Source organism: Micromonospora sp. MW-13 (assembly GCF_003434305.1).
Lineage (GTDB): Bacteria > Actinomycetota > Actinomycetes > Mycobacteriales > Micromonosporaceae > Micromonospora.
In genome coordinates this window covers 20,284-45,195 of sequence record NZ_QKKX01000009.1, presented here as the reverse complement: position 1 = coordinate 45,195, position 24,912 = coordinate 20,284, and the positions used below count along the sequence as shown (strand labels likewise).

21 protein-coding genes and 1 pseudogene are annotated in these 24,912 nt (G+C 72.9%); 9 read left to right on the top strand and 13 right to left on the bottom strand.

Annotation, left to right across the window (positions count from 1 at the left end; translation table 11 throughout):
- Positions 1 to 5: 5 nt before the first annotated feature.
- Together C5N14_RS04335 and C5N14_RS04330 are read left to right on the top strand one after the other, a co-directional pair.
- Positions 6 to 1,511 (top strand): aldehyde dehydrogenase family protein, encoded by a 1,506-nt coding sequence (locus C5N14_RS04335; RefSeq protein WP_117665731.1) that lies wholly within the window; start codon positions 6 to 8, stop codon positions 1,509 to 1,511.
- A complete protein-coding gene (locus C5N14_RS04330; protein ID WP_117665729.1) occupies positions 1,511 to 1,882 on the top strand; it encodes a DUF779 domain-containing protein in 372 nt (123 codons plus the stop codon). The genes C5N14_RS04335 and C5N14_RS04330 overlap by 1 nt, the downstream gene beginning before the upstream one ends.
- A gap of 101 nt (positions 1,883 to 1,983) precedes the next feature.
- On the opposite strand, the gene C5N14_RS04325 is transcribed toward C5N14_RS04330, so the two are convergent.
- From C5N14_RS04325 to C5N14_RS04295, 7 genes are all read right to left on the bottom strand, one after another.
- On the bottom strand, positions 1,984 to 2,835 hold the full coding sequence (locus C5N14_RS04325; protein WP_117665727.1) for a type IV toxin-antitoxin system AbiEi family antitoxin domain-containing protein: 852 nt from the start codon (positions 2,833 to 2,835) through the stop codon (positions 1,984 to 1,986).
- A 247-nt stretch (positions 2,836 to 3,082) separates the two neighbouring features.
- Positions 3,083 to 4,285 (bottom strand): saccharopine dehydrogenase family protein, encoded by a 1,203-nt coding sequence (locus tag C5N14_RS04320; protein ID WP_117665725.1) that lies wholly within the window; start codon positions 4,283 to 4,285, stop codon positions 3,083 to 3,085.
- Positions 4,285 to 5,706 (bottom strand): FAD-binding oxidoreductase, encoded by a 1,422-nt coding sequence (locus tag C5N14_RS04315; RefSeq protein WP_117665723.1) that lies wholly within the window; start codon positions 5,704 to 5,706, stop codon positions 4,285 to 4,287. The genes C5N14_RS04320 and C5N14_RS04315 overlap by 1 nt, the downstream gene beginning before the upstream one ends.
- Positions 5,703 to 6,545: an ABC transporter permease gene (locus C5N14_RS04310; protein WP_243639150.1), complete on the bottom strand. Its 843-nt coding sequence runs from the start codon at positions 6,543 to 6,545 to the stop codon at positions 5,703 to 5,705. The genes C5N14_RS04315 and C5N14_RS04310 overlap by 4 nt, the downstream gene beginning before the upstream one ends.
- A complete protein-coding gene (locus C5N14_RS04305) occupies positions 6,542 to 7,456 on the bottom strand; it encodes an ABC transporter permease (RefSeq protein ID WP_117665721.1) in 915 nt (304 codons plus the stop codon). Before C5N14_RS04305 ends, C5N14_RS04310 begins: the two co-directional genes overlap by 4 nt.
- A complete protein-coding gene (locus C5N14_RS04300; RefSeq protein ID WP_117666861.1) occupies positions 7,453 to 8,619 on the bottom strand; it encodes an ABC transporter ATP-binding protein in 1,167 nt (388 codons plus the stop codon). Before C5N14_RS04300 ends, C5N14_RS04305 begins: the two co-directional genes overlap by 4 nt.
- A gap of 5 nt (positions 8,620 to 8,624) precedes the next feature.
- The gene (locus C5N14_RS04295; protein WP_117665718.1) at positions 8,625 to 9,809 is read right to left on the bottom strand and encodes a spermidine/putrescine ABC transporter substrate-binding protein; all 1,185 of its coding nucleotides are present in this window, start codon (positions 9,807 to 9,809) and stop codon (positions 8,625 to 8,627) included.
- 212 nt (positions 9,810 to 10,021) lie between these two features.
- Here C5N14_RS04295 and C5N14_RS04290 point away from each other — a divergent pair, with 212 nt between their 5' ends.
- The 3 genes and pseudogenes from C5N14_RS04290 (at position 10,022) to C5N14_RS04280 (ending at position 13,790) form a co-directional block, all read left to right on the top strand.
- Positions 10,022 to 10,534 (top strand): Lrp/AsnC family transcriptional regulator, encoded by a 513-nt coding sequence (locus C5N14_RS04290; protein ID WP_117665716.1) that lies wholly within the window; start codon positions 10,022 to 10,024, stop codon positions 10,532 to 10,534.
- 520 nt (positions 10,535 to 11,054) lie between these two features.
- On the top strand, positions 11,055 to 12,401 hold the full coding sequence (locus tag C5N14_RS04285; RefSeq protein ID WP_117665714.1) for an aspartate aminotransferase family protein: 1,347 nt from the start codon (positions 11,055 to 11,057) through the stop codon (positions 12,399 to 12,401).
- 13 nt (positions 12,402 to 12,414) lie between these two features.
- Positions 12,415 to 13,790, top strand: a pseudogene (locus C5N14_RS04280) (NAD(P)/FAD-dependent oxidoreductase).
- A 10-nt stretch (positions 13,791 to 13,800) separates the two neighbouring features.
- Here C5N14_RS04280 and C5N14_RS04275 read toward each other — a convergent pair.
- On the bottom strand, positions 13,801 to 14,175 hold the full coding sequence (locus C5N14_RS04275; protein ID WP_117665712.1) for a DUF3499 domain-containing protein: 375 nt from the start codon (positions 14,173 to 14,175) through the stop codon (positions 13,801 to 13,803).
- A gap of 165 nt (positions 14,176 to 14,340) precedes the next feature.
- Between C5N14_RS04275 and C5N14_RS04270 the strand changes: the two genes are divergently transcribed.
- Complete coding sequence (locus tag C5N14_RS04270; RefSeq protein ID WP_091670584.1) at positions 14,341 to 14,790, top strand: metallopeptidase family protein; 450 nt, start codon at positions 14,341 to 14,343, stop codon at positions 14,788 to 14,790.
- A 41-nt stretch (positions 14,791 to 14,831) separates the two neighbouring features.
- Here the strand turns inward: C5N14_RS04270 and C5N14_RS04265 are convergent, their stop codons facing one another.
- The 3 genes from C5N14_RS04265 to C5N14_RS04255 all read right to left on the bottom strand — a co-directional run bounded on the left by C5N14_RS04265 (position 14,832) and on the right by C5N14_RS04255 (position 19,637).
- Positions 14,832 to 15,089 (bottom strand): WhiB family transcriptional regulator, encoded by a 258-nt coding sequence (locus C5N14_RS04265; protein ID WP_007074725.1) that lies wholly within the window; start codon positions 15,087 to 15,089, stop codon positions 14,832 to 14,834.
- A gap of 742 nt (positions 15,090 to 15,831) precedes the next feature.
- Entirely contained in the window at positions 15,832 to 18,444 is a 2,613-nt protein-coding gene (locus C5N14_RS04260) for a bifunctional FO biosynthesis protein CofGH (RefSeq protein WP_117665710.1), read from the bottom strand.
- Positions 18,445 to 18,617: 173 nt separating this feature from the next.
- Positions 18,618 to 19,637 (bottom strand): hypothetical protein, encoded by a 1,020-nt coding sequence (locus tag C5N14_RS04255; protein ID WP_117665708.1) that lies wholly within the window; start codon positions 19,635 to 19,637, stop codon positions 18,618 to 18,620.
- Positions 19,638 to 19,736: 99 nt separating this feature from the next.
- On the opposite strand from C5N14_RS04255, the gene cofD reads away from it, so the two are divergent.
- Together cofD and C5N14_RS04245 are read left to right on the top strand one after the other, a co-directional pair.
- Entirely contained in the window at positions 19,737 to 20,687 is a 951-nt protein-coding gene (gene cofD / locus C5N14_RS04250; protein WP_117665706.1) for a 2-phospho-L-lactate transferase, read from the top strand.
- The gene (locus tag C5N14_RS04245) at positions 20,684 to 21,769 is read left to right on the top strand and encodes a coenzyme F420-0:L-glutamate ligase (RefSeq protein WP_117665704.1); all 1,086 of its coding nucleotides are present in this window, start codon (positions 20,684 to 20,686) and stop codon (positions 21,767 to 21,769) included. Before cofD ends, C5N14_RS04245 begins: the two co-directional genes overlap by 4 nt.
- A gap of 126 nt (positions 21,770 to 21,895) precedes the next feature.
- Here C5N14_RS04245 and C5N14_RS04240 read toward each other — a convergent pair whose 3' ends face one another.
- Together C5N14_RS04240 and C5N14_RS04235 are read right to left on the bottom strand one after the other, a co-directional pair.
- Positions 21,896 to 22,891: a winged helix-turn-helix domain-containing protein gene (locus tag C5N14_RS04240; protein WP_117665702.1), complete on the bottom strand. Its 996-nt coding sequence runs from the start codon at positions 22,889 to 22,891 to the stop codon at positions 21,896 to 21,898.
- A gap of 278 nt (positions 22,892 to 23,169) precedes the next feature.
- On the bottom strand, positions 23,170 to 24,204 hold the full coding sequence (locus tag C5N14_RS04235) for a hypothetical protein (protein WP_117665700.1): 1,035 nt from the start codon (positions 24,202 to 24,204) through the stop codon (positions 23,170 to 23,172).
- Between the two features lie 136 nt (positions 24,205 to 24,340).
- Between C5N14_RS04235 and C5N14_RS04230 the strand changes: the two genes are divergently transcribed.
- Positions 24,341 to 24,883, top strand: coding sequence for an NUDIX hydrolase (locus C5N14_RS04230; protein WP_243639245.1), 543 nt, complete (start codon positions 24,341 to 24,343; stop codon positions 24,881 to 24,883).
- The last annotated feature ends 29 nt before the right edge of the window (positions 24,884 to 24,912 follow it).

Below are 24,912 nucleotides of genomic sequence, written 5' to 3'. Positions count from 1 at the left end.
TACCGATGACGCGCTACGACGCGCCCACCCACTGGCAGTCCCGCTACGACCACTTCATCGGCGGCGAGTACGTCAAGCCGCACGGCGGCCAGTACTTCGAGAATCCCACCCCGGTCACCGGCCAGCCGTTCTGCGAGGTCGCCCGCGGCACCGCCGAGGACGTCGAACGCGCCCTCGACGCCGCCCACGGCGCGGCCGACGCCTGGGGTCGCACCCCGGTTGCCGAGCGGGCGCTGATCCTCAACCGGATCGCCGACCGGATGCAGGAGAACCTGGAGTCCCTCGCGGTCGCCGAGACCTGGGAGAACGGCAAGCCGGTACGCGAGAGCCTGGCCGCCGACATCCCGCTCGCGATCGACCACTTCCGGTACTTCGCCGGGGCGATCCGGGCCCAGGAGGGCAGCCTCGGCGAGCTGGACGACGACACCGTCGCGTACCACTTCCACGAACCGCTCGGCGTGGTCGGACAGATCATCCCGTGGAACTTCCCGATCCTGATGGCCGTCTGGAAGCTCGCCCCGGCCCTCGCGGCCGGCAACGCCGTGGTGCTCAAGCCCGCCGAGCAGACCCCGGCGTCGATCCATTACCTGCTCTCGCTGGTCGCCGACCTGATCCCGCCCGGCGTGGTCAATGTCGTCAACGGCTTCGGCGTCGAGGCGGGCAAGCCGCTGGCCTCCTCGCCCCGGGTGGCGAAGGTGGCGTTCACCGGCGAGACCACCACCGGGCGGCTGATCATGCAGTACGCCAGCGAGAACATCAGGCCGGTCACCCTGGAGCTGGGCGGCAAGAGCCCGAACATCTTCTTCGACGACGTGAGCGCGGCGTCCGACGACTTCCTGGACAAGGCCCTTGAGGGGTTCACCATGTTCGCCCTCAACTCCGGCGAGGTGTGCACCTGCCCGTCGAGGGCGCTGATCCAGCAGGGCCACTACGCCGACTTCCTGGCGGCGGCGGTCGACCGGACCCGGGCGGTGCGCCAGGGCCACCCACTCGACACCGACACGATGATCGGCGCGCAGGCGTCCAACGACCAGCTCGAAAAGATCCTGTCCTATCTGGACATCGGCCGCCAGGAGGGCGCGAAGGTGCTGACCGGTGGCTCGCGGACGGACCTCGGCGGCGAGCTGTCCGGCGGCTACTACGTCGAACCGACCATCTTCGAGGGCGACAACTCGATGCGGATCTTCCAGGAGGAGATCTTCGGCCCGGTGGTCTCGGTGACCTCCTTCGCCGACCTCGACGACGCCGTGAAGATCGCCAACGACACCCTGTACGGGCTCGGGGCCGGCGTCTGGACCCGGGACATGAACACCGCGTACCGGGCCGGGCGCGCGATCCAGGCCGGTCGGGTCTGGACGAACTGCTACCACGCGTACCCTGCCCACGCCGCGTTCGGCGGGTACAAGCAGTCCGGCATCGGCCGGGAGAACCACAAGATGATGCTGGAGCACTACCAGCAGACCAAGAACCTGCTGGTCAGCTACTCCCCCAAGAAGCTCGGCTTCTTCTGATGCCGATCGGCTCCCCCGGTGACGCCACGTCGTCGCCCGTCTCGCTCACCCCCGCGGCGGCCGAGCTGATCCGGTCGCTGCGGGGGCGGTACGGGCCGCTGATGTTCCACCAGTCCGGCGGCTGCTGCGACGGCAGCGCCCCGATGTGCTACCCGGCGGGCGAGTTCCGCACCGGCGGCTCCGACGTGCTGCTCGCCTCGCTGGTGGTCGACGGCGTCCCCGAGACGGTCGAGTTCTGGATCTCCGCGGCCCAGTGGAAACTGTGGCGGCACACGAGGCTCACGGTCGACGTGGTCCCGGGCCGGGGCAGCGGCTTCAGCCTGGAGGCCCCCGACGGTGTGAGATTCCTGATCCGCTCCCACCTTCCCTGAACCCCGTCGATCATGGAGTCATGGTGGGCAGCATGGCAACAATGTCCGTTATGCGGGGCAGCACGACTCCATGATCGACGGGGCTCAGGGGGCTCAGGGGGTCAGGGGCGGAGGAGGGCCGAGATCGTCGTCGCGATGTGGCGGGGGCGGCGGTAGAGGTCTCGGTCGGTGAAGTAGCGCATGTGCCAGCCGTGAGCAGAGAGCCAGTTCATGCGGGAGCGATCGTGGCGGAGCCGGTCGCGGTCCAGGTGCGAGACACCGTCGTACTCGATGCCGATCCGGCGCGTCCGGTAGCCGAGGTCCAGCCGATACAGCGGCACGCCCCACTCGTCCGGCACCCACAGCTGCGGCTCCGGCACCGGCAGCCCCGCGTCGACGAGCACCAGTCGCAGCTGACTTTCCTGCCGGCACTCCGCCCGCGGATCCGCGAGATCCACCAGTTGACGGGCCTGCCGGACGCCGCGAAGCCGCGCGTGCCTGGACACCTCGGTGCGCAACTCATCGGGCAGGCAGGCGCCGACGCGCAGACAGAGGTCGAGCAGCGGAAGCGCGTCCATCCGGCGGGTCGTGCGGGCCAGGTCGACGGCGCACCGGGCGGCGGACGCGCAGGGCACCCCGCAGACCTGGCGCACGTCGCGTACGGGAAGGACAGCCTCGTGCGCCAACACCCCCCGGATCTGCGGTACGACCGAACCGGCTGGCACGATCACGTGCACGTATTTGGTGGGCAACGCCTCGAAACCGTGTAGCTGAGCCCCCGTCTGGAACCCGACCACAGCATCCGACGGGAGCCGCCGGAACAGCGCGGCTAGCGGCTCGCCAGCCGCTCCCTCCCACCCGTAGACGCCACGTGCTAGCCGACGCAGCCGTCCCGCCTGAACCCGGCTGCGCACCGCCTCCCGGCTGAGCCCCGCCCCCAACAACTCCCGATACGAGAACAGTTCATCCGCCACCCTGGCACGGTGACGCTCACCCCGGCCCCACTTCCACCCCGCCCGCCCCACCTGTGGACAACACCGCCCCTTGTGCACAACCCCCACTCCACCTCCCCAACCTGCTACCCACCCCGCCGATCATGAAGTCGTGGTGCCCGACATAAGCGGTGAAACATCACCATTCGGGCACCGCTAGTCCATGATCGACGCGGAGGGGCGGCGGGTCACCGCTCCGCCAGCCCCCGGTACGAGCGGCCGTGGCGGGTCATCGTTCCTGTATCGCCCAGGGCGAGCCGTAGCCGGTGAGCAGGTCGAGGAACGGGCGCGGGGGCAGCGCCTCCGGGCCGAGCACGCCGGTGCCGGACCACGCGCCGGTGGCGAGCAGTTCCAGGGCGACGACCGGGTTGACGGCGGTCTGCCAGACGACGGCCTGGTGGCCGTACTCGCGCATCGACCACTCGTTGTCGACGACGTGGTAGAGGTAGACCTCGCGGGGCTCGCCCGACGGGGAACGACCCCGGACCCAGGTACCGGCGCAGGTCTTGCCGCGCATCTTCCCGCCCAGGCTGGCCGGGTCGGGCAGGCAGGCGGCCACCACGTCGCGCGGGGACATCGGCACGCCCCGCACGGTGACCGGCTCGGTGGAGTCCAGGCCGAGCTTGTGCAGGGTGCGCAGGACCTCGATGAACTCCTCGCCGAGGCCGTACTTGAAGGTGACCCGCCGCGCGTCGACCCAGCGCGGGATGAGCAGCACCTCCTCGTGCTCGACGTTGACGCACTCGACCGGGCCGATCCCCTCGGGGAAGTGGAACACCTCGGGCTCGCTGAACGGCTCGGTGGTGAACCAGCCCCGGTCCCGCTCCCAGATGACCGGCGGGTTCAGGCACTCCTCGATCGTCGTCCAGATGGAGAAGGACGGGGCGAAGTCGTAGCCGTCGACGGTCAGGTTCGCCCCGTCGCGTACCCCGATCTCGTCGATCTCGCCGAACAGTTCGTCGGCGGCGTACCGGGCGAAGACGTCGGACAGGCCGGGCTCGACGCCGATGCCGCACAGCGCGAGCCGGCCGGCCGCCGACCACCGGTCGGCGGCGGCGAACTGGTCGTCGCCGAGCTTCACTCCGGTCTCGGCGTGCGGGCGCTTCGGGTGCGGGTGGGACAGGGACATCGCCATGTCGAGGTAGTCGGCGCCGGCCGCGTACGCGCCGTCGAAGATCGGCATGACGAAGCGCGGGTCGACGGCGTTGAGCACGTGGGTGATCCGGTGCTCGCGGCACAGCGCGGCGACGGCGTCGGCGCGGGACGCGTCGACGGTCGCGGCGACGAAGCGGTGGCCGTGGCCCTCGACCGCACGGGCGGCGCGGGCGGGGTCGGCGTCGGCGACGACCATGGTCTCGAAGAATGTTCGGCGGGCGGCGATGGCGACGGCGGCGGAGCCGACGCCGCCGGCGCCGACGAGCAGGATGCGCATCAGGTATCGAACCCCAAACCAAGACGATCGAGTGTACGGAGCCAGAGGTTGCGCCGGCCGTCGCGCGCGTCGGCGCGGGCCAGCGACCAGCGGGTGAGGTGGATGCCGGCGGCCCGGACGGGCTCCGGCGGGAACGGCAGCGGCTTGCCCCGGACCAGGTCGAGCCGGGTCAGCGGGGTGTCCCCGCCGGCCAGCAGGTCGAGCATCACCCGCGCGCCGAACCGGGTGGCCCCGACGCCGAGGCCGGTGTAGCCGGCGGCGTACGCCAGCCGCCCGTCGTACGCGGTGCCGAAGAACGGGCAGAACCGGGTGCAGGTGTCGATGACGCCGCCCCAACGGTGGCTGAAGCGCACGTCGGCGAGCTGCGGGAACGTGGTGAAGAAGTGCTCGGCGAGGGCGGTGAAGGTGGCCGGCCGCTGCTCCAGTTCGGGGGCGACCCGGTTGCCGTGGTGGTAGACCGCGTCGTAGCCGCCGAACAGGATCCGCCCGTCGCCGGTGATCCGGTAGTAGTGGAACTGGTTGCCGGTGTCGGCGAGCCCCTGCCGGTTGCGCCAGCCGATCGCGTCCCGCTGGGCCGGGGTCAGCGGCTCGGTCATCAGCGCGTAGTCGTAGACGGGGACGAGCCAGGCGCGCAGCCGGCGCAGCAGCGGCGGGAACGCGTTGGTGGCGAGGACCACCCGCCGGGCGCGGACGACGCCGGGGGCCCGCCCGGCTCCGCCGAGGGTGGCGGCGCGCAGGACGGCGCCGTCGCGGCGCAGGCCGGTGACCCGGGTGTGCTCGTGGATCCGCACGCCGAGGTCGAGGCAGGCGCGGCGCAGTCCCCAGGCCAGCTTCGCCGGGTCGAGCATCGCCACCCGGTCGCGGTCCCACAACCCGCCGAGGTACGTCGGTGAGTCGACCTCGGCGCGTACCTCGTCGCGGTCGAGCAGCCGCGCGTCGTGGCCGTACCGGCGGGCCAGTTCCGCGTCCTCGGCGAGCCCGGCGAGCTGGTACGGCTCGACGGCCACCGCCAGCTCGCCGGTGCGCTCGAAGTCGCAGTCGATGCCGTACGCGTCGACGGTGGCGGCGATGTCGGCCAGGTTCTCCCGGCCGAGGCGTTCCAGCTCGGCGATCTCGCCGGGGAACCGGTCCGCCCCGTTGGCCAGCCCGTGGGTGAGCGAGGCGGCGCAGAACCCGCCGTTGCGCCCGGACGCCGCCCAGCCGCAGGTGCCGGCCTCGACGAGCAGCACGTCGGCGTCGGGTTCGGCCTGCTTGGCCAGCAGGGCCGCCCACAGCCCGCTGTACCCGCCGCCGATCACCAGCAGGTCGGCGGCGTGCGGGCCGGTCAGCGGGGGCACCGGGTCGGGGCGTTCCGGCCGGTCGAGCCAGTACGGCACGGGCGCCGCGTCGGCGAGCGCCCGGCCGGTATGCGGGAGGATCATGTCGGGCTCTTCGCCCGTCGACCGGCCGCCGGGGCGACCGGGAGGCCGGCGCGGCGGGACCGCCGCCCGCGCAGCGAGGTGAGCCCGACGAGCAGCAGCGCGATCACGAACATCGCCGTGCCGATGACGTTGACCTGCGGCGGGATGCCCCGCTGGGCGGCACCCCAGACGTACATCGGGAACGTGACGGTGGTGCCGGCGTTGAAGTTCGTGATGATGAAGTCGTCGAAGCTGAGCGAGAACGCGAGCAGCGCGGCGGCCACGATGCCGGGGAGCACCAGCGGCAGGGTGACCAGGCGGAACGTCTGCCACGGGCTGGCGTACAGGTCCGCCGCGGCCTCCTCCAGCCGCCGGTCCATCCCGGCGAGCCGCGCCTTCACGGTCACCACCACGAACGACACGCAGAACATGACGTGCGCGATGACGACGGTCCAGAAGCCCTGCGGCACGCCGGCGGAGACGAACAGGGCCAGCAGCGAGGTGCCCATCACCAGCTCGGGGGTCGCCATCGGCAGGAAGATCAGCAGGTTGATCCCGGACCGTCCGGTGAACCGGTGCCGGACCAGCGCGAACGCCATCAGCGTGCCGAGCACGGTGGCGACGACGGTGGCGATGAAGCCGATCTGCACGCTGCGCAGCACCGCGTCGCACATGTCGGAGGTGGCGCAGGGCTGCCGCCAGTTGTCCAGGGTGAACTCGTTGAAGTCGTACGACAGGCGGCTGGACGGGCGGTTGAAGGACAGGGCGGCGACCACCAGGATCGGCAGCGACAGGTAGCCGAGCACCAGCAGGGCGACGCCCATCACCCAGTGGTCGGCCAGCCAGCGGGAGAACTTCACAGCACCTCCTCCGTGCCGGCCCGGCGCAGGTACCCGAAGACCACCGCGAGGATCGCCGCCATCAGCAGGAACGACAGCGCCGCGCCCTGCGGGTAGTCCAGCCGGACCAGGAACGCCGAGTCGATGACGTTGCCGATCATGTACTCGTTGGGGGTGCCGAGCAGTTCCGCGTTGATGTAGTCGCCGGTGGCCGGGATGAAGAACAGCAGCGTGCCGGCGATCAGGCCGGGCATCGACAGCGGCAGGGTCACCTTGCGGAAGATCTGCACCGGGCTCGCGTACAAATCGCTCGCCGCCTCCAGCAGCCGGTAGTCGAGCCGCTCCAGGCTCGCGTACAGCGGCAGCACCAGGAAGGGCAGGAAGTTGTACGTCAGCCCGAGGACCACCGCGACCGGCGTGGCCAGCAGCCGGCCGTCGGGGCCGAGCAGGTGCACGTCGCGCAGCAGCCCCACCAGCCAGCCGTTGTCGGACAGGATCGTCTTCCAGGCCAGGGTGCGCACCAGGAAGCTGGTGAACATCGGGGCAACCACGCAGACCAGCAGCAGGTTCTTCCACCGGCCGGCCTTCTGCGCGATCGCGTACGCCAGCGGGTAACCCATCAGCAGGGCCAGCAGCAGGGCGATCCCGGCGTAGCCGAAGGAGCGGGCGAACTGCGGCCAGTACGCCTGCAACACGTCCGGGTAGTTGCCGAAAGCCCAGGTCAGCGCGTACCCGGTGGAGAGCGAGCCGGTGGGGTCGTACAGGCTCGCGGCGGCGAGCTGGAACAGCGGCACGGCGAAGAACAGCAGCAGCCAGGCCGCGCCGGGAAGCAACAGCAGGTACGGCAGCAGCCGGTGCCGGTCGTGCCGGGGCGGCGGCGGGGGCCCCGCCGGCTGCCCCGTCGACGTGGGTACGTGGGCCAGCGCCGTCACGAGGACGCACCCACCGGCTCGTCGAGCAGGCCGGCGGTGCGGTCGTCCTGGCCCGGCGCCCGGGGCAGCAGGAACGCGTGCCGGGGGTCCCAGTGCGCCACCACGGCCGCCCCGACCGGCAGCCGGCCGCCGAGCCCGCTGTTCGCCGCGAACGCGGACAGCTCGCTGCCCCAACCGGTGCGCACCAGGTACTGGGTGCTGACCCCGACGTAGGAGGCGTCGCTGACCACGCCGGTGACGTGCTGGTGGCCGGCGGGCACCTGGTCGGCGGAGTCGGCCAGGTGCAGCTTCTCGGGGCGTACCCCCAGGTAGACCTCGCCCCGGTCGGCGCGGGCGCGGCCGGCAGGCACGGAGAACCGGGCGCCGTGCGCGGTGACCGGCACCTCGGACCCGCTCCCGCCCGCGGCCTCGGCGGCGAGCAGGTTGGACTGGCCGAGGAAGTTCGCCACGAACGCGGTGGCCGGGTACTCGTACATGTCGGCCGGGGCGCCGAGCTGCTCGATCCTCCCGGCGTTCATCACCGCGACCGTGTCGGCCATGGTCATGGCCTCTTCCTGGTCGTGGGTGACGTGCACGAAGGTGATCCCGACCTCGGTCTGGATGCGCTTCAGCTCGATCTGCATCTGCCGGCGCAGCTTCAGGTCGAGCGCGCCGAGCGGCTCGTCGAGCAGCAGCACCTGCGGCTGGTTGATCAGCGCCCGGGCCAGCGCGACCCGCTGCTGCTGCCCGCCGGAGAGCTGGGCCGGGCGGCGGTGCCCGAAGTCGTCGAGCTGCACCAGCGCGAGCATCCGCAGGACCTCGTCGTCGACGGAGCGGATGCCGCGCCGGCGCAGCCCGAACGCCACGTTCTCGAAGATGTTGAGGTGCGGGAAGAGCGCGTAGCTCTGGAACACGGTGTTGACCGGCCGCTTGTACGGGCGCAGCCGGGCGATGTCCCGGTCACCGAGCAGCACCTGCCCGCTCGTCGGCTGCTCCAGGCCGGCGATCATGCGCAGGGTGGTGGTCTTGCCGCAGCCGGACGCCCCGAGCAGGGCGAAGAACGAGCCCTGCGGGATGGTGAGGCTGAGGTCGTCGACTGCGGTGAAGATGCCGAACCTCTTGGTCAGGTTGACCAGCCGCAGGTCGCCGGCCGGCGCGGCGCGTCCCGTCGTCTTCGCGCTCATCCCCGTCACGCCCCGATGACCTGCTGGTACTTGCCCTCGTACTCCTTCTCCTGCTTCTCGTCCAGGACCATGAACACCTTGGACCTCGACAGCAGTGTTTCGTCCGGGAAGATCAGCGGGTTGGCGGCCAGTTCCGGGTCGATCTTCTCCATCTCGGCCTGCGCGCCCTTGACCGGGCAGATGTAGTTGACGTACGCGGCCAGCTTCGCGGCGATTGCCGGCTGGTAGTAGTGGTTGATCAGCGCTTCGGCGTTTGCCTTGTGGGTGGCCTTGTTCGGCACCATCATGTTGTCGCTGAACAGCATCACGCCGGAGTCCGGCGCCACGAATTTGATCTTCTTGTTCTCGGCGGAGAGCTGGATGATGTCGCCGGACCAGCCGACGCACGCGGCGATGTCGCCCTTGGCCAGGTCGGGCGCGTAGTCGTTGCCGGTGAACTTGCGGATCTGCCCGGAGGCGACGGCCTTCTTGAGCGTGTTCAGCGCGTCGTCGAACTGGGCGGTGGTGAAGTTCGCCGGGTCGTGGCCGTTGGACTGGAGCAGCAGGCCCATCGTGTCGCGCATCTCGGACAGCGCGGTCACCTTGCCCTTGAGGTCGGGGCGGGTCAGCAGTTCGTCGACCGTGCGGATCTCCTTGGTGACGCCGCCGTTGTAGGCGAGGCCGGCGAGGCCGGACTGCCACGGGATGGAGATCCGGTTCTCCGGGTCGAGCGGGCGGTTGAGCAGCGACGGCAGCAGGTTGGCCGCCACGTTGGGGATCTTGGCCGGGTCGAGCTTCTGGATCCAGCCGAGCCGGATCATCCGGGCGGCCATCCAGTCGGTCAGCACGATGAGGTCCCGATCGGTGCCCTGGCAGGCGGCGAGCTGGTTCTGCACCTTGCCGAAGAACTCGTTGTTGTCGTTGATGTCCTCGGTGTACGTCACCTGGACACCGCTGGAGGCGACGAACGCGTCCAGGCTGGGCCGCTTCGACTCGTCCTTGTCGTCGACGTCCATGTACTGCGGCCAGTTCGAGAACGCCAGCTTCTTCTCCGTGCCGGAGAGGTCTTCGCTGACGCAGCCGGCCTCGGTCTGCTGGGCGCCCTTGGTGCCGCAGCCGGCGAGCGCACCCGCCGTGGCGAGCATCGCGGCAGATCCGAGGGTGCCGGTGAGCAGACCACGCCGGGTGAGGGGCCGGAGGGGAGTTCGCATGTGACGACTCCTAGGGGGGTCATCGCCGGCGGGCGGGACAGGGGGTGGCCCGGCGGCGGGAGGGTCTTCAGGCGATGGACGACTGATCCTGACATGAGCCGACCTGCCTCACAAGGGATTCCGTTGCCGCGATAGCCCTGCGCCACGAATTACGCCAGATCGCACCGGGGGCACTACGATTCCGTGGGAGAAGCGGACATGGGGAGCGGACGATGGCCATCCGGCAGCAGGAGAGCGGCAGCGGGGGGCGACGTGTCGCCGTCCGTGAGGGCGCCAGTCACGCTCTGTTGGACGACGTCGCCAAGCAGATCATCGAGCAGCTCCAGGAGGACGGCCGCCGGCCGTACGCGACGATCGGCAAGGCGGTCGGCCTGTCCGAGGCGGCGGTACGCCAGCGCGTGCAGCGACTGCTCGACGCCGGGGTGATGCAGATCGTCGCGGTCACCGACCCGCTCCAACTCGGCTTCCCCCGCCAGGCCATGATCGGCCTGCGCACCGACGGCGACCTGGAGGCGGTGGCCGACCGGCTCGCCGAGTTCGAGGAGGTCGACTACGTGGTGATCACCGCCGGGTCGTTCGACCTGCTCGCCGAGGTGGTCTGCCGCAACGACGCCCACCTGTTGGAGATCCTGCAACGGCTGCGCGCCGTCGAGGGCGTGCTCGCCACCGAGGCCTTCGTGTACCTGAAGCTCCGCAAGCAGACCTACAGCTGGGGTACGGCCTGAGCCACCCTTGCCCGGCCGGTCGGCGGTCAGGCGTTGTGGCCTGCCCGCTTCCTGCGCACGCCCGATGCCTGGCGAGGATGTGCACTCGGGAGCCTTTGGAGCTGATGTCGCAGACGACTCACCTCATCGGCCCGCCCCGACCAAGAAACCCGAGGGCAACGAGTGCAGACGGCGGCCGAGCTGGACGGCCGAGAGCAACGCATCCCTGGCCGGGGCGTGATGTCGCAGACGACTCAGCTCCAAAGGGCCCACACAATCCCCCCAGCACCTCGGGCCAGAACCGGCGACGGGGCGGCGAGCGGCACGCCCCCAAGCGACACAGCGATGAGTGGGCGGGAGTTCCAAGGAAGCCACCGGAGATGCGGATTCCGTTGTTCTTGTCGTTAGCCCTCGCTGATTCCGTTGCCTCAGGCGTCAAGCACCACCGATCCCACTTGCTTTACCCGTGAGGGCTGTGGGATAACCGTGGGCAGAGCGGCCGGTGTCACCCCAGACCGGCCCGAGACCCGATGGGGCTGACATGGCCAACGCCACCGACCACCTCTGGATGCACTTCACCCGGATGGCCAGCTACTCCGCCGGCGAGGTGCCGACGATCGTGCGCGGCGAGGGCGCGTACGTGTGGGACTCGCAGGGCCGCCGCTACCTGGACGGGCTCGCCGGGCTGTTCGTCGTCAACGCCGGGCACGGGCGCACCGAGCTGGCTGAGGCCGCCGCCAAGCAGGCCGGCGAGCTGGCCTACTTCCCGCTCTGGTCGTACGCCCACCCGAAGGCCGTGGAGCTGGCCGAGAAGATCGCCTCGCTGACCCCCGGCGACCTGAACCGGGTCTTCTTCACCACCGGCGGGTCGGAGGCCGTCGAGGCGGCCTGGAAGCTGGCCCGGGCGTACTTCAAGCGCACCGGCAAGCCGAACAAGCACAAGGTGGTCAGCCGGTACATCGCGTACCACGGCACGTCGATGGGGGCGCTGTCGATCACCGGCCTGCCCGGCATCAAGAGCGACTTCGAGCCGCTGGTGCCCGGCGGCATCAAGGTGCCGAACACCAACTTCTACCGGGCGCCGGAGCACGGCGACTCGCCCGAGGCGTTCGGCCGGTGGGCGGCCGAGGAGATCCGCCGGGCCATCGAGCGGGAGGGGCCGGACACGGTCGCGGCGGTCTTCCTGGAGCCGGTGCAGAACTCCGGCGGCTGCTTCCCACCGCCGCCCGGGTACTTCGAGCGGGTCCGTCAGATCTGCGACGAGTACGACGTGCTGCTCGTCTCCGACGAGGTGATCTGCTCGTGGGGCCGGCTCGGAGAGTACTTCGGTGCCGTCCGCTACGGATTCCAGCCGGACATCATCACCACCGCCAAGGGCATCACCTCCGGGTACGCCCCGCTCGGCGCGATGATCGCCAGCGACCGGCTGATGGAGCCGTTCCTCACCGAGACCGGCATGTTCGCCCACGGGGTGACCTTCGGTGGCCACCCGGTCTCCTGCGCGGTGGCCCTGGCCAACCTGGAGGTGTTCGCCCGGGAGGATCTGATCGGGCACGTCCGGGCCAACGAGGACGCCTTCCGGGCCACCCTGGAGAAGCTGCACGACCTGCCGATCGTCGGCGACGTGCGGGGCGACGGATACTTCTACGGCATCGAACTGGTGAAGGACAAGGCGACCCGGGAGACGTTCGACGAGGCGGAGTCGGAGCGGCTGCTGCGCGGCTTCCTGTCCACCGCGCTGTTCCAGGCCGGGCTGTACTGCCGGGCCGACGACCGGGGCGACCCCGTGGTGCAGCTCGCCCCGCCCCTGATCGCCGAGCAGCAGCAGTTCGACGAGATGGAGCAGATCCTGCGCGCGGTGCTCACCGAGGCGTGGGCGCGGCTGTAGCGGTCGACGGCCGATGCGTTACCAGGAGCTGTCGTACTGGCTGTCCACGGTGGACGAGCCGCTGACGCCCCGCCCGCCGCTGGGCGGGGACGCCGACGCGGACGTGGTGATCGTCGGGGCCGGGTACACCGGGCTGTGGACGGCGTACTACCTCGCGGTCGCCGACCCGGCGCTGCGGATCACGGTGCTGGAACGGGAGATCGCCGGGTTCGGCGCGTCGGGGCGGAACGGCGGTTGGTGCTCGGCGCTGTTCCCCACCTCGCTGCCGGCGCTGGCCCGCCGGCACGGTCGGGACGCGGCGCTGCGGATGCAGCGGGCCATGCAGGAGACCGTCCGCGAGGTGGGCCGGGTGGTCGCCGCCGAGGGGATCGACTGCGACTGGCAGCTCGGCGGGACGGTGGTGCTGGCCCGCAGCGAGGCCCAGCTCGACCGGGCCCGGGCCGACGTGGCCGAGGCCCGCGCGCACGGCCTGGACCCCGCCGACCTGGTGCTGCTCGACGCGGCCGAGGCCACCGCCCGGTGCGCCGCCGAGCGGGTGCGCGGTGGGACGTACACCCCGCACTGCGCGGCGCTGCACCCGGCCCGGCTGGTCCGCGGGCTGGCCCGGGCGGTCGAACGCCGCGGGGTGCGGATCCACGAACGGACGCCGGTGACGGCGATCCGGGCCGGGGCGGCGGTGACCCCGGCCGGGACGGTCCGGGCGCCGGTGGTGGTGCGGGCGACGGAGGGGTACACGCCGGGGCTGCCCGGGCAGCGGCGGGCGGTGGCGCCGGTCTACTCGCTGATGGTGGCCACCGAGCCGCTGCCCGAGCAGACCTGGGCGCGGATCGGGCTGGCCCAGCGGGAGACGTTCTCCGACCACCGGCAGTCATCATCTACGGCCAGCGCACCGCCGACGGGCGGCTGGCGTTCGGCGGGCGGGGCGCGCCGTACCATTTCGGGTCCCGGGTCTCCGCCGGCTTCGACCGGGAGCCGCGGGTCTTCGCCGCGCTGCGTCGGGTGCTGGGCGAGCTGTTCCCGGTGCTCGGGCCGGAGGTGCCGGTCAGCCACACCTGGGGCGGACCGCTCGGGGTGGCCCGGGACTGGTCGGCCTCGGTCGGGCTGGACCCCGCGACGGGGCTGGCCTGGGCGGGCGGGTACGTCGGCGACGGGGTCGGCACCACGAACCTCGCCGGACGTACGCTCGCGGACCTGATCCGGGGCGCGGAGAGCGACCTGACCTCGCTGCCGTGGGTGGGCCACCGCTCGCCTCGCTGGGAGCCGGAGCCGGTGCGCTGGCTGGCCGTCAACGCGGGCCTGAAGGTGATGTTCTCCGCCGACCGGGCGGAGCTGCGGACGGGCCGGGCGTCCCGGCGGGCCGCCCTGTTCAACCGCTTCCTGGGCCACTGACCCGGCGCGGTCAGTGGTTGGGCGGGATCACCCGGAGGTGGCCGCGGCGGCCGGTCTGGGGGTGCTGCGATTGCTGCGGGTGGTGCTGCTCGTCCGGGGGGCGGGGCGGCGCGGGCCGGGCCGCCTCGCGGACCGCCTCGGCGAGGGCGACCAGGTCGTCGGCGCTGGGCGGCGGGGGCTCGAACTCGCCCTCGTGGCGGACCACGTTCCAGCCCCGGGGGGCGGTCAGACTGCGGGCGTGCTGCTCACAGAGGTCGTACGTGTGCGGTTCGGCGAAGGCCGCCAGGGGCCCGACCACGGCCGTCGACTCGTTGTAGACATAGGTCAATGTGGCGACCGCTTGCCGGGGGCAGCCGTTTCGGGAGCAGCGCCGTGGTGACCTCACGGCGGGAGGGTATCTCCATTACCGGGTCCGGCGCACTGGTTCGCGTTGCGACACGCCCGTCATCGAGATCACAATTCGCAACATTCGACGAGCAGGGCACGGACGGCGCGCCGCAGGAGCGGCACAGCCGCAGGCGGGGCCGTGCGGCGGGCTACCCTGTGCGTCATGACCAGTCCGGAACACCGCCGTCCCGGCTCCGGCCGGCGCACCCACCGTGACCGGCACGGGCGGGGTCTGCGTGGGCGGCTGGTGCCGGCGACGGTGCCGCTGGCCCGGACCAAGGCCGAGGTCTTCGACGATCTCGTGCTGGACACGGTGGAGGCCCTGGAGCGGCGCTTCGCGAAGGAACTGGCCGGCGTCGAGTTCGCGGTGGAGGACGTGCCGCCGGACCTGAACGTGTACGACTCCGACGTGCTGGAGGACGGCGAGGTGCCGCTCGCCCGGCTGCTGCCCGGCCGCCCCGGCCGGCAGGAGGTGCCGCCGCGGATCGTGCTCTACCGCCGACCGCTGGAGTTCCGGGCCATGGACCGGGAGGACCTGGCCGACCTGGTACACGACGTGATCATCGAGCAGGTGGCGAACCTGCTCGGGGTCGACCCGGACGAACTGGCCTGAGCCTGAGCCGGGCGGCCCCCACCGCCCCGGCCCGGCAACGCTCAGGCGGCCCGCCGCTTGAGCTTGCGCCGCTCCCGTTCCGAGAGCCCACCCCAGATTCCGAACCGCTCGTCGTGGCCGAGAGCGTATTCCAGGCATTCGGTCTTGACCTCGCACCGCGAGCAGATCCGCTTCGCCTCGCGGGTCGAGCCGCCCTTCTCGGGGAAGAACGCCTCCGGATCGGTCTGGGAGCAGAGTGCCTGCTCCTGCCACTCCGGCGCGTTCCCGAGCAGGTCGGCCACCTCGAGCTGGCCGTCCATCTAAAGATGCCTCCTTGTCGCGCACCGGCGTCGTCGCCGCTGCAACCCCCCACGCGAAAGGCGTGCTTGTCCGTACGGTCCCGATTTGCTGCGTTCCGCGCGAACAACCCCATTCAAATTACACGTGTGTAATACGTGCGCCGTCAAGCCGGACTTGATAATGGAGTCGCCCTCCCGACACGCCACGGGCGACCGCTCCGGCCGCCCAGCCTCGCAACCTGCCCTATCGATTCAGACCCCGGACGAGTAACGCCCTCCTCGGCGAGTTGCCCGAGTTTTCTGCCGTGGCGGTCCACCGGGCGACGCCACCGGACGCGCCGGCAGCGACCCCGACGGGGTGCCCCACCACGATGCTGATCTTGGTGGGGCACAGGTTAACGCGACTCGGCCGCGATCGCCCGTCGAGCCGGGACCGCCGACCGTGCCTCGTCCACATCGTGGACGAGGCACGGCGGTCCAACCTGATCGGAGGATCAGTACGAGACCCAAGGTTCCCAGCTCGACCAAACGAACCCGGTCACCACTCCACCGACGACGAGCACCGCACCGGCGGGTGCGTAACCGTCCCATCAGACGGTATGACGCACCCCGGTCCGCATCCGGCTGGCCGCCCCGTCGTTGTCGATATGGATCTCGTACCGCACGTCGTCGCCGAATTCGCTGAGGCCCGAGCCGCGAGAGGGGAACTGGGACGGCAGGTAGCCGGCCCCCGGGTAACGGGCCGGCGGGGAAGACCTCGGCGCTACGGCCGCGAGTGGCCGTACGCGGTGGTCCGCTTCCGGGCCGGTCGCCCGGCCGCCGCAGCGATGCCCCGCAACTGTTCCTCGGTGCGCGCCGAGCCGTTGCCCGAACCGGCCATCCGGGAGATCGTCTCCTCCATCAGGGTGCCGCCCAGATCGTTGCAGCCCCCGTTGAGCATCGCCACCGTGCCCTCGTCGCCGAGCTTCACCCAGGAGCACTGGATGTTGGCGATCCGGCCGTGCAGCAGCAGCCGGGACATCGCGTGCACCACCCGGTTCTCCCGCCAGGTGGGCCCGGGACGGGCGATCCCGGCGAGGTAGATCGGGGCGTTGGTGTGCACGAACGGCAGCGCGACGAACTCGGTGAACCCGCCGGTGCGGTCCTGCACCCCGGCCAGCACCCGGAAGTGGGCCAGCCACTGCCCGGGGTGGTCGACGTGGCCGTACATCATCGTGGAGCTGGACCGGATGCCCAGCTCGTGGGCCGTGCTGACCACGTCGACCCAGGCGGCGGCCGGCAGCTTGCCCTTGGTGAGCACCCAGCGCACCTCGTCGTCGAGGATCTCGGCGGCGGTGCCCGGGATGGTGTCCAGGCCGGCCTCGCGCAGCCCGGCCAGCCACTCCTTCACCGGCACGCCGGCCTTCGCCGCCGCCGTGACGATCTCCATCGGGGAGAACGCGTGCACGTGCATCCCCGGCACCCGGGCCTTGATCGCCCGGATCAGGTCGGCGTAGCCGGTGACCGGCAGCTTCGGGTCGATGCCGCCCTGGAGGCAGACCTCGGTGGCCCCGACGGCCCAGGCCTCCTCGGCCCGGTCGGCGACCTGGTCGACGGAGAGCCGGTACGCGTCGGCGTCGCGTTCACGCTGGGCGAAGGCGCAGAACCGGCAGCCCACGTAGCAGACGTTGCTGAAGTTGATGTTGCGGTTGACGACGTAGGTGACGTCGTCGCCGACGGTGTCCCGGCGCACGTCGTCGGCGAGCCGGCAGAGCCGGTCCAGCGCCGGGCCGTCGGCGGCGAACAGCGCCAGAGCCGCGTCGGTGTGCCGGGGGTCGAGCAGCGCCGCCGGGTCGTCGGCGGCCAGCCGCAGCCCGGTACGCAGGTCGGCGTCGCCGGAGCCGGCGGTCGCCCCCGGGGCCGCGCCGCCCCCGGCCGGGCCGGGCACGGGGCCCGCGTCGGCCTGGGCCGCCCCGGCAAGGGCGGGCTGGGGCCGGGCCGCCCCCGCGAGGCTGGCGTCGGCCTGGAGGGCGACCTCCGACCAGTCTCCGTAGACGCTGTCGAAGTCGCCGCGCCGGTCGTCGGTGCGGCCGGTGGTGTCGATGGTGGTGTGCAGGTCGGTCCGGCCGCCGCCGAAGACCTCCTCCGGCTCCTGCCAGGGACGGCCCACCGGGCGGGCCGCCTCGACCGCGAGCCCGGTGGCCGGGTCGGCCAGCGCCGACACGTGCGGCAGCAGTCGCGGGTCCAGCCACGGGTCGCCGGCCCGGACGTACTCGGGGTAGATCGTCAGCCGCTCGCGCAGCGTGAAGCCGGCCCGCGCGGTGTGCCGGGCCAGCTCGTCGAGCTGCGGCCAGGGGCGCTCCGGGTTGACGTGGTCCGGGGTGACCGGCGAGACGCCGCCCCAGTCGTCGATGCCGGCGCGCAGCAGCAGGTCGTACTCGCCCTCGATGAGGTTCGGCGGGGCCTGGATGCGGGCCCTCGGCCCGAGCAGCACCCGGGCCACCGCCACCGTCGCGGCCAGGTCGTGCAGCTCGGCGTCGGGCATGCCCCGCATGGCGGTGTCCGGCTTGGCGCGGAAGTTCTGCACGATCACCTCCTGGAGGTGGCCGTACCCACGCTGGGCCCGACGGATCGCGAAGATCGCGTCCACCCGCTCCGCCGGGGTCTCGCCGATGCCGATCAGGATGCCGGTGGTGAACGGCACGCCGACCCGGCCGGCGTCGTCGAGCACCCGCAGCCGGACCGCCGGCTCCTTGTCGGGCGAGCCGTAGTGCGGGCCGCCCGGCTCCGACCAGAGCCGGGTGGCCGTGGTCTCCAGCATCATCCCCATGCTCGGCGCGACCGGCTTGAGCCGCTGCAACTCCGACCAGGAGAGCACGCCCGGGTTGAGATGCGGCAGCAGTCCGGTCTCCTCCAGCACCGCCACCGCGCAGGCGCGCAGGTAGTCGAGGGTGGAGTCGTAGCCCCGCTCGTCCAGCCACTCCCGGGCCGCTGGCCAGCGCTCCTCGGGCCGGTCGCCGAGGGTGAACAGCGCCTCCTTGCAGCCCTGGGCGGCGCCCTCGCGGGCGATGGCCAGCACCTCGTCCCGGTCGAGGAACGCGGCCGGCAGCCGGTGCGGGACGGTGGCGAAGGTGCAGTAGTGGCAACGGTCCCGGCACAGCCGGGTCAACGGGACGAACACCTTCTTGGAGAAGGTGACCACGCCGGGGCGGCCGGCCTCGCGCAGGCCGGCGTCGCGGATGTCGCCGGCGACCCGGAGCAGTTCGTCCAGCGCGGGCCCCCGGGCGGCGAGCAGGGCGGTGGCCTCGTCGACGTCCAGCGCCCGCCCGGATGCGGCCCGGCGCAGGGCGCGCTCGACGCTCGCCGCGGTGGGCCCCGACTCCGTGCGATCAACCATAAGTCCAGCCTATGCGCTGGCCCGCACGCGCCGATACCGTGCCCGTGCCCACCCCGCAGGGCGGGAGAGCGAGGCGCACCGGTCCCGGCGGCACGCACAGCCCCACGCCGTCCGGCCCTTCGGGTGCCGCTGTCGTCGCCAGAGTGGAAACAGCGGCACCCGAAGGGCGGCGGTCAGTCCTCGCGCTGGAAGCGCTGGGTGCGGTCGCTGTCGGAGTCCTGCTGCCCGCCGAACGCGCCCGGCTCGGTGGGTTGGCGCGGGATGGCCTGGGTCGGGTCGGCCGACGGCGGCTGGCCGAACGGCGGCGCGGGCTGCGACGCGGGGAACGGCGGCGCCGACTGGGGCGGGGTGAACGGCGTCGTCTGCGGGTACGGCGGCGCCGACGACGGGGCCTGGGCGAACGGCGGGGCCGGCTGGCCGTACTGGCCGGCGGCCGGACCGGGCTGACCGAACTGACCGGGCTGACCGGGCTGGCCGAACTGGCCAGGCTGGCCAGGCTGGCCAGGCTGGCCGGGCTGGCCGGGCTGGGTGGGGGCCGGGTAGCCGCCCGGCTGGCCGGGGGCCGGCCAACCGCCCTGCTGCCCCGGGGCGGCCCAGCCGCCCTGCGGGCCGGGCTGGCCCGGCTGGCCCGGCTGCTGCGGCCAGCCGGGCTGCGGCTGGCCGTACACGCCGGGGGCCGGCTTGGGCTTCGGGGTGAAGTAGAGGGCGCGCCAGACCCTGACCACGACGAACGCGGCGATCGCGAAGATCGCCAGCCAGGCGATCCGGGTGAGCAGGCCGAGGAACGCGTCGAGCACCTCCGCCTTGGCCAGCCGGTCCACCGTCCAGACCAGCAGGGTGAGCGCGCCGAACAGGGCGCCGAAGGCGTACCCGCCCAGCGCCACCTGGGTGATGAGCTTGGCCCGGGGCACCACCGGGGCGACGTGCGTGGCGAGCAGCACGGCCAGCACCGGCAGCACGGTCGCCTCCAGCCCGGCGAATAAGAAGAAGCTGCTGCCCGACCGGCTGTAGAAGGTGCTGTAGTCGGTTGGGGCGAGCAGCCGGATCAGGCCGACGAAGAGCAGCACGGCGTTCGCGCCGAGCAGGACGAACGCGATCAGCTCGCGCAGCGGATCGGTGAGTTGGCGAGCCGGGATGGCGGGGCGGGACGCGGGCGCCGCGTCACCGGACGCGGGCTCGGCGGGGCTGGTCACGAACTCCCCCTCGGGGCGGTAACGGACAGTTGCCGACGTGAGCCTAGTCTCTCCGGCCACCGGCACCCTCGGGGCGGGGCGTGCGGAAGGATGGACGCCATGCGCATCGTCGTTCTGGCCGGCGGTATCGGGGGCGCCCGATTCCTGCTCGGCGTCCGGGCGTACGCCCGCGAGGTGGGGGCCGAGGTGACCGCCGTGGTCAACGTCGGCGACGACCTCTACCTGCACGGACTGAAGGTCTGCCCCGACCTGGACAGTGTCATGTACACGCTCGGCGGCGGCGCCGATCCCGAGCGCGGCTGGGGGCGGGTCGGCGAGACCTGGACGGTGAAGTCGGAGCTGGCCGCGTACGGCGCCGAGCCGACCTGGTTCGGGCTCGGCGACAAGGACATCGCCACCCACCTGGTCCGCACTACCATGCTGACCGGCGGGTACCCGCTGTCGGCGGTCACCGACGCGCTGGCCACCCGCTGGCAGCCCGGCGTACGCGTGCTGCCGGCGACCGACGACCGGCTGGAGACGCACGTCGTGGTGGACGACCCCGGCGGCGGCCAGCGGGCGGTCCACTTCCAGGAGTGGTGGGTGCGACACCGGGCGGACGTCCCGACCCACCGGTTCGTCTTCGTCGGCGCGGAGACCGCGAAGCCCGCACCCGGCGTGCTGGACGCGATCGCCTCGGCCGACGTGGTGCTGGTGGCGCCGAGCAACCCGGTGGTGAGCGTCGCCCCGGTGCTGGCCGTGCCGGGGCTGCGGGAGGCGGTCACGGACGGTCCGGCCCCGGTGGTCGGCATCTCCCCGATCATCGGCGGCGCGGCGGTGCGTGGGATGGCCGACCGCTGCCTGGCCGTGGTCGGCGTCGAGTGCAGCGCCGCCGGGGTGGGCGGGCTGTACGGGAGCCGGTCCTCCGGCGGCCTGCTGGACGGCTGGCTGGTGGCCCCCGAGGACGCCGGCACCGTGCTGCCGGACGTGCCGGTCCGGGCGGTGCCGTTGCTGATGACGGACGAGGCGGCGACGGCGGCGATGGTCCGGGCCGCGTTGGAGCTGGTGTGAGGCTGGAGATCCTGCCGGTGCTGGGCATCGGCGACGTGACCGAGGGCGACGACCTGGCTGCGCTGATCGCGACCGCCGCGCCGTGGCTGCACGACGGCGACGTGCTGGTGATCACCAGCAAGATCGTCTCCAAGGCGGAGGGAAGGCTGGTGGACGTGCCGGCCGACGGGCCGGAGCGGCTGGCCGCCCGGGACGAGGTGCTGGCGGCGGAGACCGCCCGGGTGGTGGCCGCCCGGGGGGCGACCCGGATCGTGCAGACCCACCACGGCTTCGTGATGGCCTCCGCCGGGATCGACGCCTCGAACGTGGACAAGACCCGGCTGGTGCTGCTGCCGCAGGACCCGGACGCCTCGGCGCGGGCCCTGCGGGCGGCCCTGCGCGAGCGCTACGACCTGGACGTCGCCGTGATCGTCAGCGACACGATGGGCCGGCCCTGGCGCAACGGGCTCACCGACGTGGCGCTCGGGGTGGCCGGGATGCCGGCGATCCGCGACCACCGGGGCGAGGTCGACCCGTACGGCAACGAGCTACAGCTCACCCAGATGGCCGTGGTGGACGAGCTGGCCGGCGCCGGGGAGCTGATCAAGGGCAAGTGCGACCAGGTGCCGGTCGCGGTGGTACGCGGGTACCTCATGGCCACCCGGGACGACGACGTCGGCGCGCGGGAGCTGGTCCGCGACGCGGAGCTGGACCTCTTCTCGCTCGGCACCGCCGAGGCGAGGGCGGCCGGGCTGGCCGCCGCCGCGGTGCTGCCCGACGGCCCCGGCGAGGCTGCGGCCGACCCGGCCGCCGTGCGGCGGGCGATCGCCGCGGTGGCCGGCGTGATCGCCCCCGGCACGGTGTTCACCCACGTCACCGACCACGAGGTACGCGCCACGCTGGTCGCCGCCGTGCCCGGCTGGCCGGGGCGGGCCACCGATCTGGTGCTCGGCGAGCCGCCGACCCCGGTCGATCCCGGGGACCTGGTGCGCTTCGGCGCGGACCTGCAACGCCTGCGCACCGCGTTGGCCGCCGAGGGGGTCCCGTCGGCGCTGCTGCCGCCGCCGACCGGTAGCACGGCCAGCGCCGCGCTCGCCCTCTGAGGCACGGCCGGCACACCCGTCAGCGGCCACCATTCCGCGCCCGCTGGGGCACGGGCGGGCTGCCGTTTGAGCATGGGCCGCGCCCGCTGGAGCACGGGCCGCGCCCGATGGCGGGCGGCGGTCCGCTCAGGCGTCGAGGATGGCGCGGCCCAGCGGGGTGAGGGTGTGCAGCACCGTGTTGCGGTCCCGGTGGCTGACCAGCAGGCCGGCGTTGCGTAACACGGTGGCGTGCTGGCTCGCCGCGGCCGGGGAGATGCGCAGGCGGCGGGCCACCTCGCCGGTGGTGCACCCCTCGTCGGTGGCCTCCAGCACCGCCGCCCGGGTCCGGCCGAGCAGGGCGGCCAGTGCCTCCCTGCCGCTGCCGGTCGCGCCGCCCGCGCCGGCGGTGTGGGCCAGCCCGCCCAGCCGGTCCACCGGGTAGACCAGCACCGGCGGCAGCGCCGGGTCGAGCAGCGCCACCGGGGTGCTGGCGCAGAAGAACGACGGCACCAGCAGCAGGCCCCGGCCGTCCAGGTGCAGCTCCCGGCTGTCCGGGTAGCCGTGGATCTCCAGCACCCCCGACTCCCACCGGGCCATCGGGCGGAGGCCGGCCAGCAGCCCCTCGACGCCCCGGTCCAGCAGGGCCCGGGCCCGCCGCGCCCGGTCCGCCTCCACGGCGGCCTGGATGTGCGGCCAGTACGGGCTGAGCGCGAGTGCCCGGTACTGCTCCATCGAGTCGGTCAGCTGGCGCAGCAGCTCGGGCTCGCCCCGGGCCAGCGCCGCCGCCGAGGGTGGCAGGGGGTGCCCCGCGACCAGCCGGGTCAGGTCCCGGTGCAGCAGCGGGACGGGCGTGCTCCGCACCGCGTCCAGCCCCGCCTCCAGGCCCTGGACGCTGTCGTGCGGGGTGAGGAAGTCGGGGAAGTAGCCCTGGCCGGGGTTCAGCGTGAACAGCAGCCGGAGCTGTTCCTTGCCGACGTGCCGGCGCAGCTCCCGGGAGACGCCGCGGCGCCAGCCCGAGGTCAGCGGGTCCCGGCTGCGCACCTGGAGCACGTGCACGCTGAGGATCAGTTCCCAGAGCGGGTCCGCACCCGGGGCGACCCGGGTGCGGAGGATGTCGTCGGGGGAAAAGTAGATCTTCAGCATTGGAGCGCTCCCCTGCCGGTGCACAGCGGGCTGGCCCGCTGACCGTTCGCACTGTACCCGGACGGCATTTATCTCCACTTTTAAGCGTGGACTGAAAAACCTCGACGGCCCGGGCCCGACTTCGGCATGCTCTCCTTGCTCCGCAACGGGCCGATCCGTCGTCGACGCCGGCCCGGGACACCGGGGCCGGGGAGGATCCGGCGGCCGGGCGGCACCACGAGGGTCTGCGGCCCTTGTTCCGCAGGGGTGCCACCCGGCCGTTCACCCGGGCGGGGCGATCAGCCGATCCAGAGCGCGATCCGGTGGTCCTCGTCCGTGACGTACCAGCAGTGGCCGTGCTCCTCGGCCAGCCCCTCCACGTGATGGAACGGGGCCAGGTCGGCCACCAGCTCGGCCGGGAGCAGGTGCCCCGCCGCCTTCTCCAGCCGGAACCGGACGTGCCGCGAGGTGACGTGCCCGCCCTGCGGGTGGTCGTCCAGCAGCACCGAGCCCTTGCCGAGCGCGTCGATCGAGCCGACGATCGCGGCGTAGCCGCCGTCGGGCAGCGGGGTCACCGCCCGGAAGCCGGCCAGCGCCCCCGGCGGGGTCACCCCGGTCACCGCGTACGCCCCGAGGGCGCGCGGCCAGCCGCCCGCGTCGAACATCTCCGGCACGCCGGCCACCTCGACCAGGATCGGGTCCCCGTCGGCGGTGACCGGGAAGCGCAGCCCGAGCAGCGCGGTGCCGTCGGGGGTGAACGCGGCGGCCTCCACGTTGATCGGCAGGTCCCCCGCGGCGAGCCGGGTCACCCAGCTCTTGGCCCGGGCGGTGCCCCGGGCGACCGTCTCGACGATGAACCGGTCCCGGACCCGCTCCCCCGGCGGCAGGGTGGCCAGTTCGGCCCCGGCCAGCGCGTCGTTGACCGCGCGGTGCAGCCGGAACCGGTTGCGCACCACCCGCACCGGCAGCCGGCCGCCGGCGGCGTCGGCCTCGCGGAACCGGGCCACGAACGCCCGGCGCGGGCGCAGCGGGCCGCCCTTAGAGCCGAAGTGGGAGCCGAAGACGTACACCCAGCCGTCGTGGTGGGCCAGCGCCTCGCCGTCCTCGGTGCGACCGTTCTCTTCGCCGGCGTCGGCGGCCACGTGGTGGGCGGCCCATCCGCCGTCCTCGTGTTCGAGCAGCAGGGCCAGGCAGCGCTCGACCGGCCCCTCGTCGAGGACGGTCCAGAAGCCGCGCCGGGCGCGGTGGGCGGCGAGCAGGGCCGGGGAACGCACCGGCAGCAGGTCGCTGGCCTCGTTGCCGGCGACGACGAACTCGACGAGTCGCAGGGTCACGGGGCAAGGGTACGGATCGGACGCACGCGCCTAGAGTGTCACCGTGCCAGACGCAAGGAAGGACCTCCTGGTGACGCCTCCGGCAGAGCAGAAGTCCCCTCCGGACAGCGCGCCGGCCGGCGGGGCGTACGCGGCCCTGCACGCCGACGCGACGGCCGTGCTGGCCGGGTGGACGCCGACCGGCGCGGCGGCCGGCCGGGCCCGGGACCGCACCCTCGACCTGCTGGCCGGCGGGCCCGCGGCGCTGGGCCGGGAGCACCGGGCCGGCCACGTCACCGCGAGCGCGCTGGTCCTCGACGCCACCGGCGCACGGATCCTGCTCTGCCTGCACGGCAAGTTCCACCGGTGGGTGCAGCTCGGCGGGCACTGCGAGCCCGGCGACCGGACGCTGGCCGGGGCCGCGCTGCGCGAGGCGGGCGAGGAGTCCGGGATCGCCGGCCTGGTCGTCGACCCGGTCCCGATCGACGTGGACATCCACCCGGTGGCCTGCCAGGGCGGCTCGCTGCACCACGACGTGCGGTTCGCGGTCTTCGCCCCGCCGGGCGCGACGGAGCGGGTCAGCGACGAGTCCGAGGCGCTCGGCTGGTTCCCCCCGGACCGGCTGCCCGAGCCGTTGGCCGGCGGCACCGCCCGGCTCGTCGTCCCCGCCCTGGCCGCCCTGCGCCGCCGCGCCGGCTGACCCGGGGCGCACCCGGTCCCGGGGGCAGG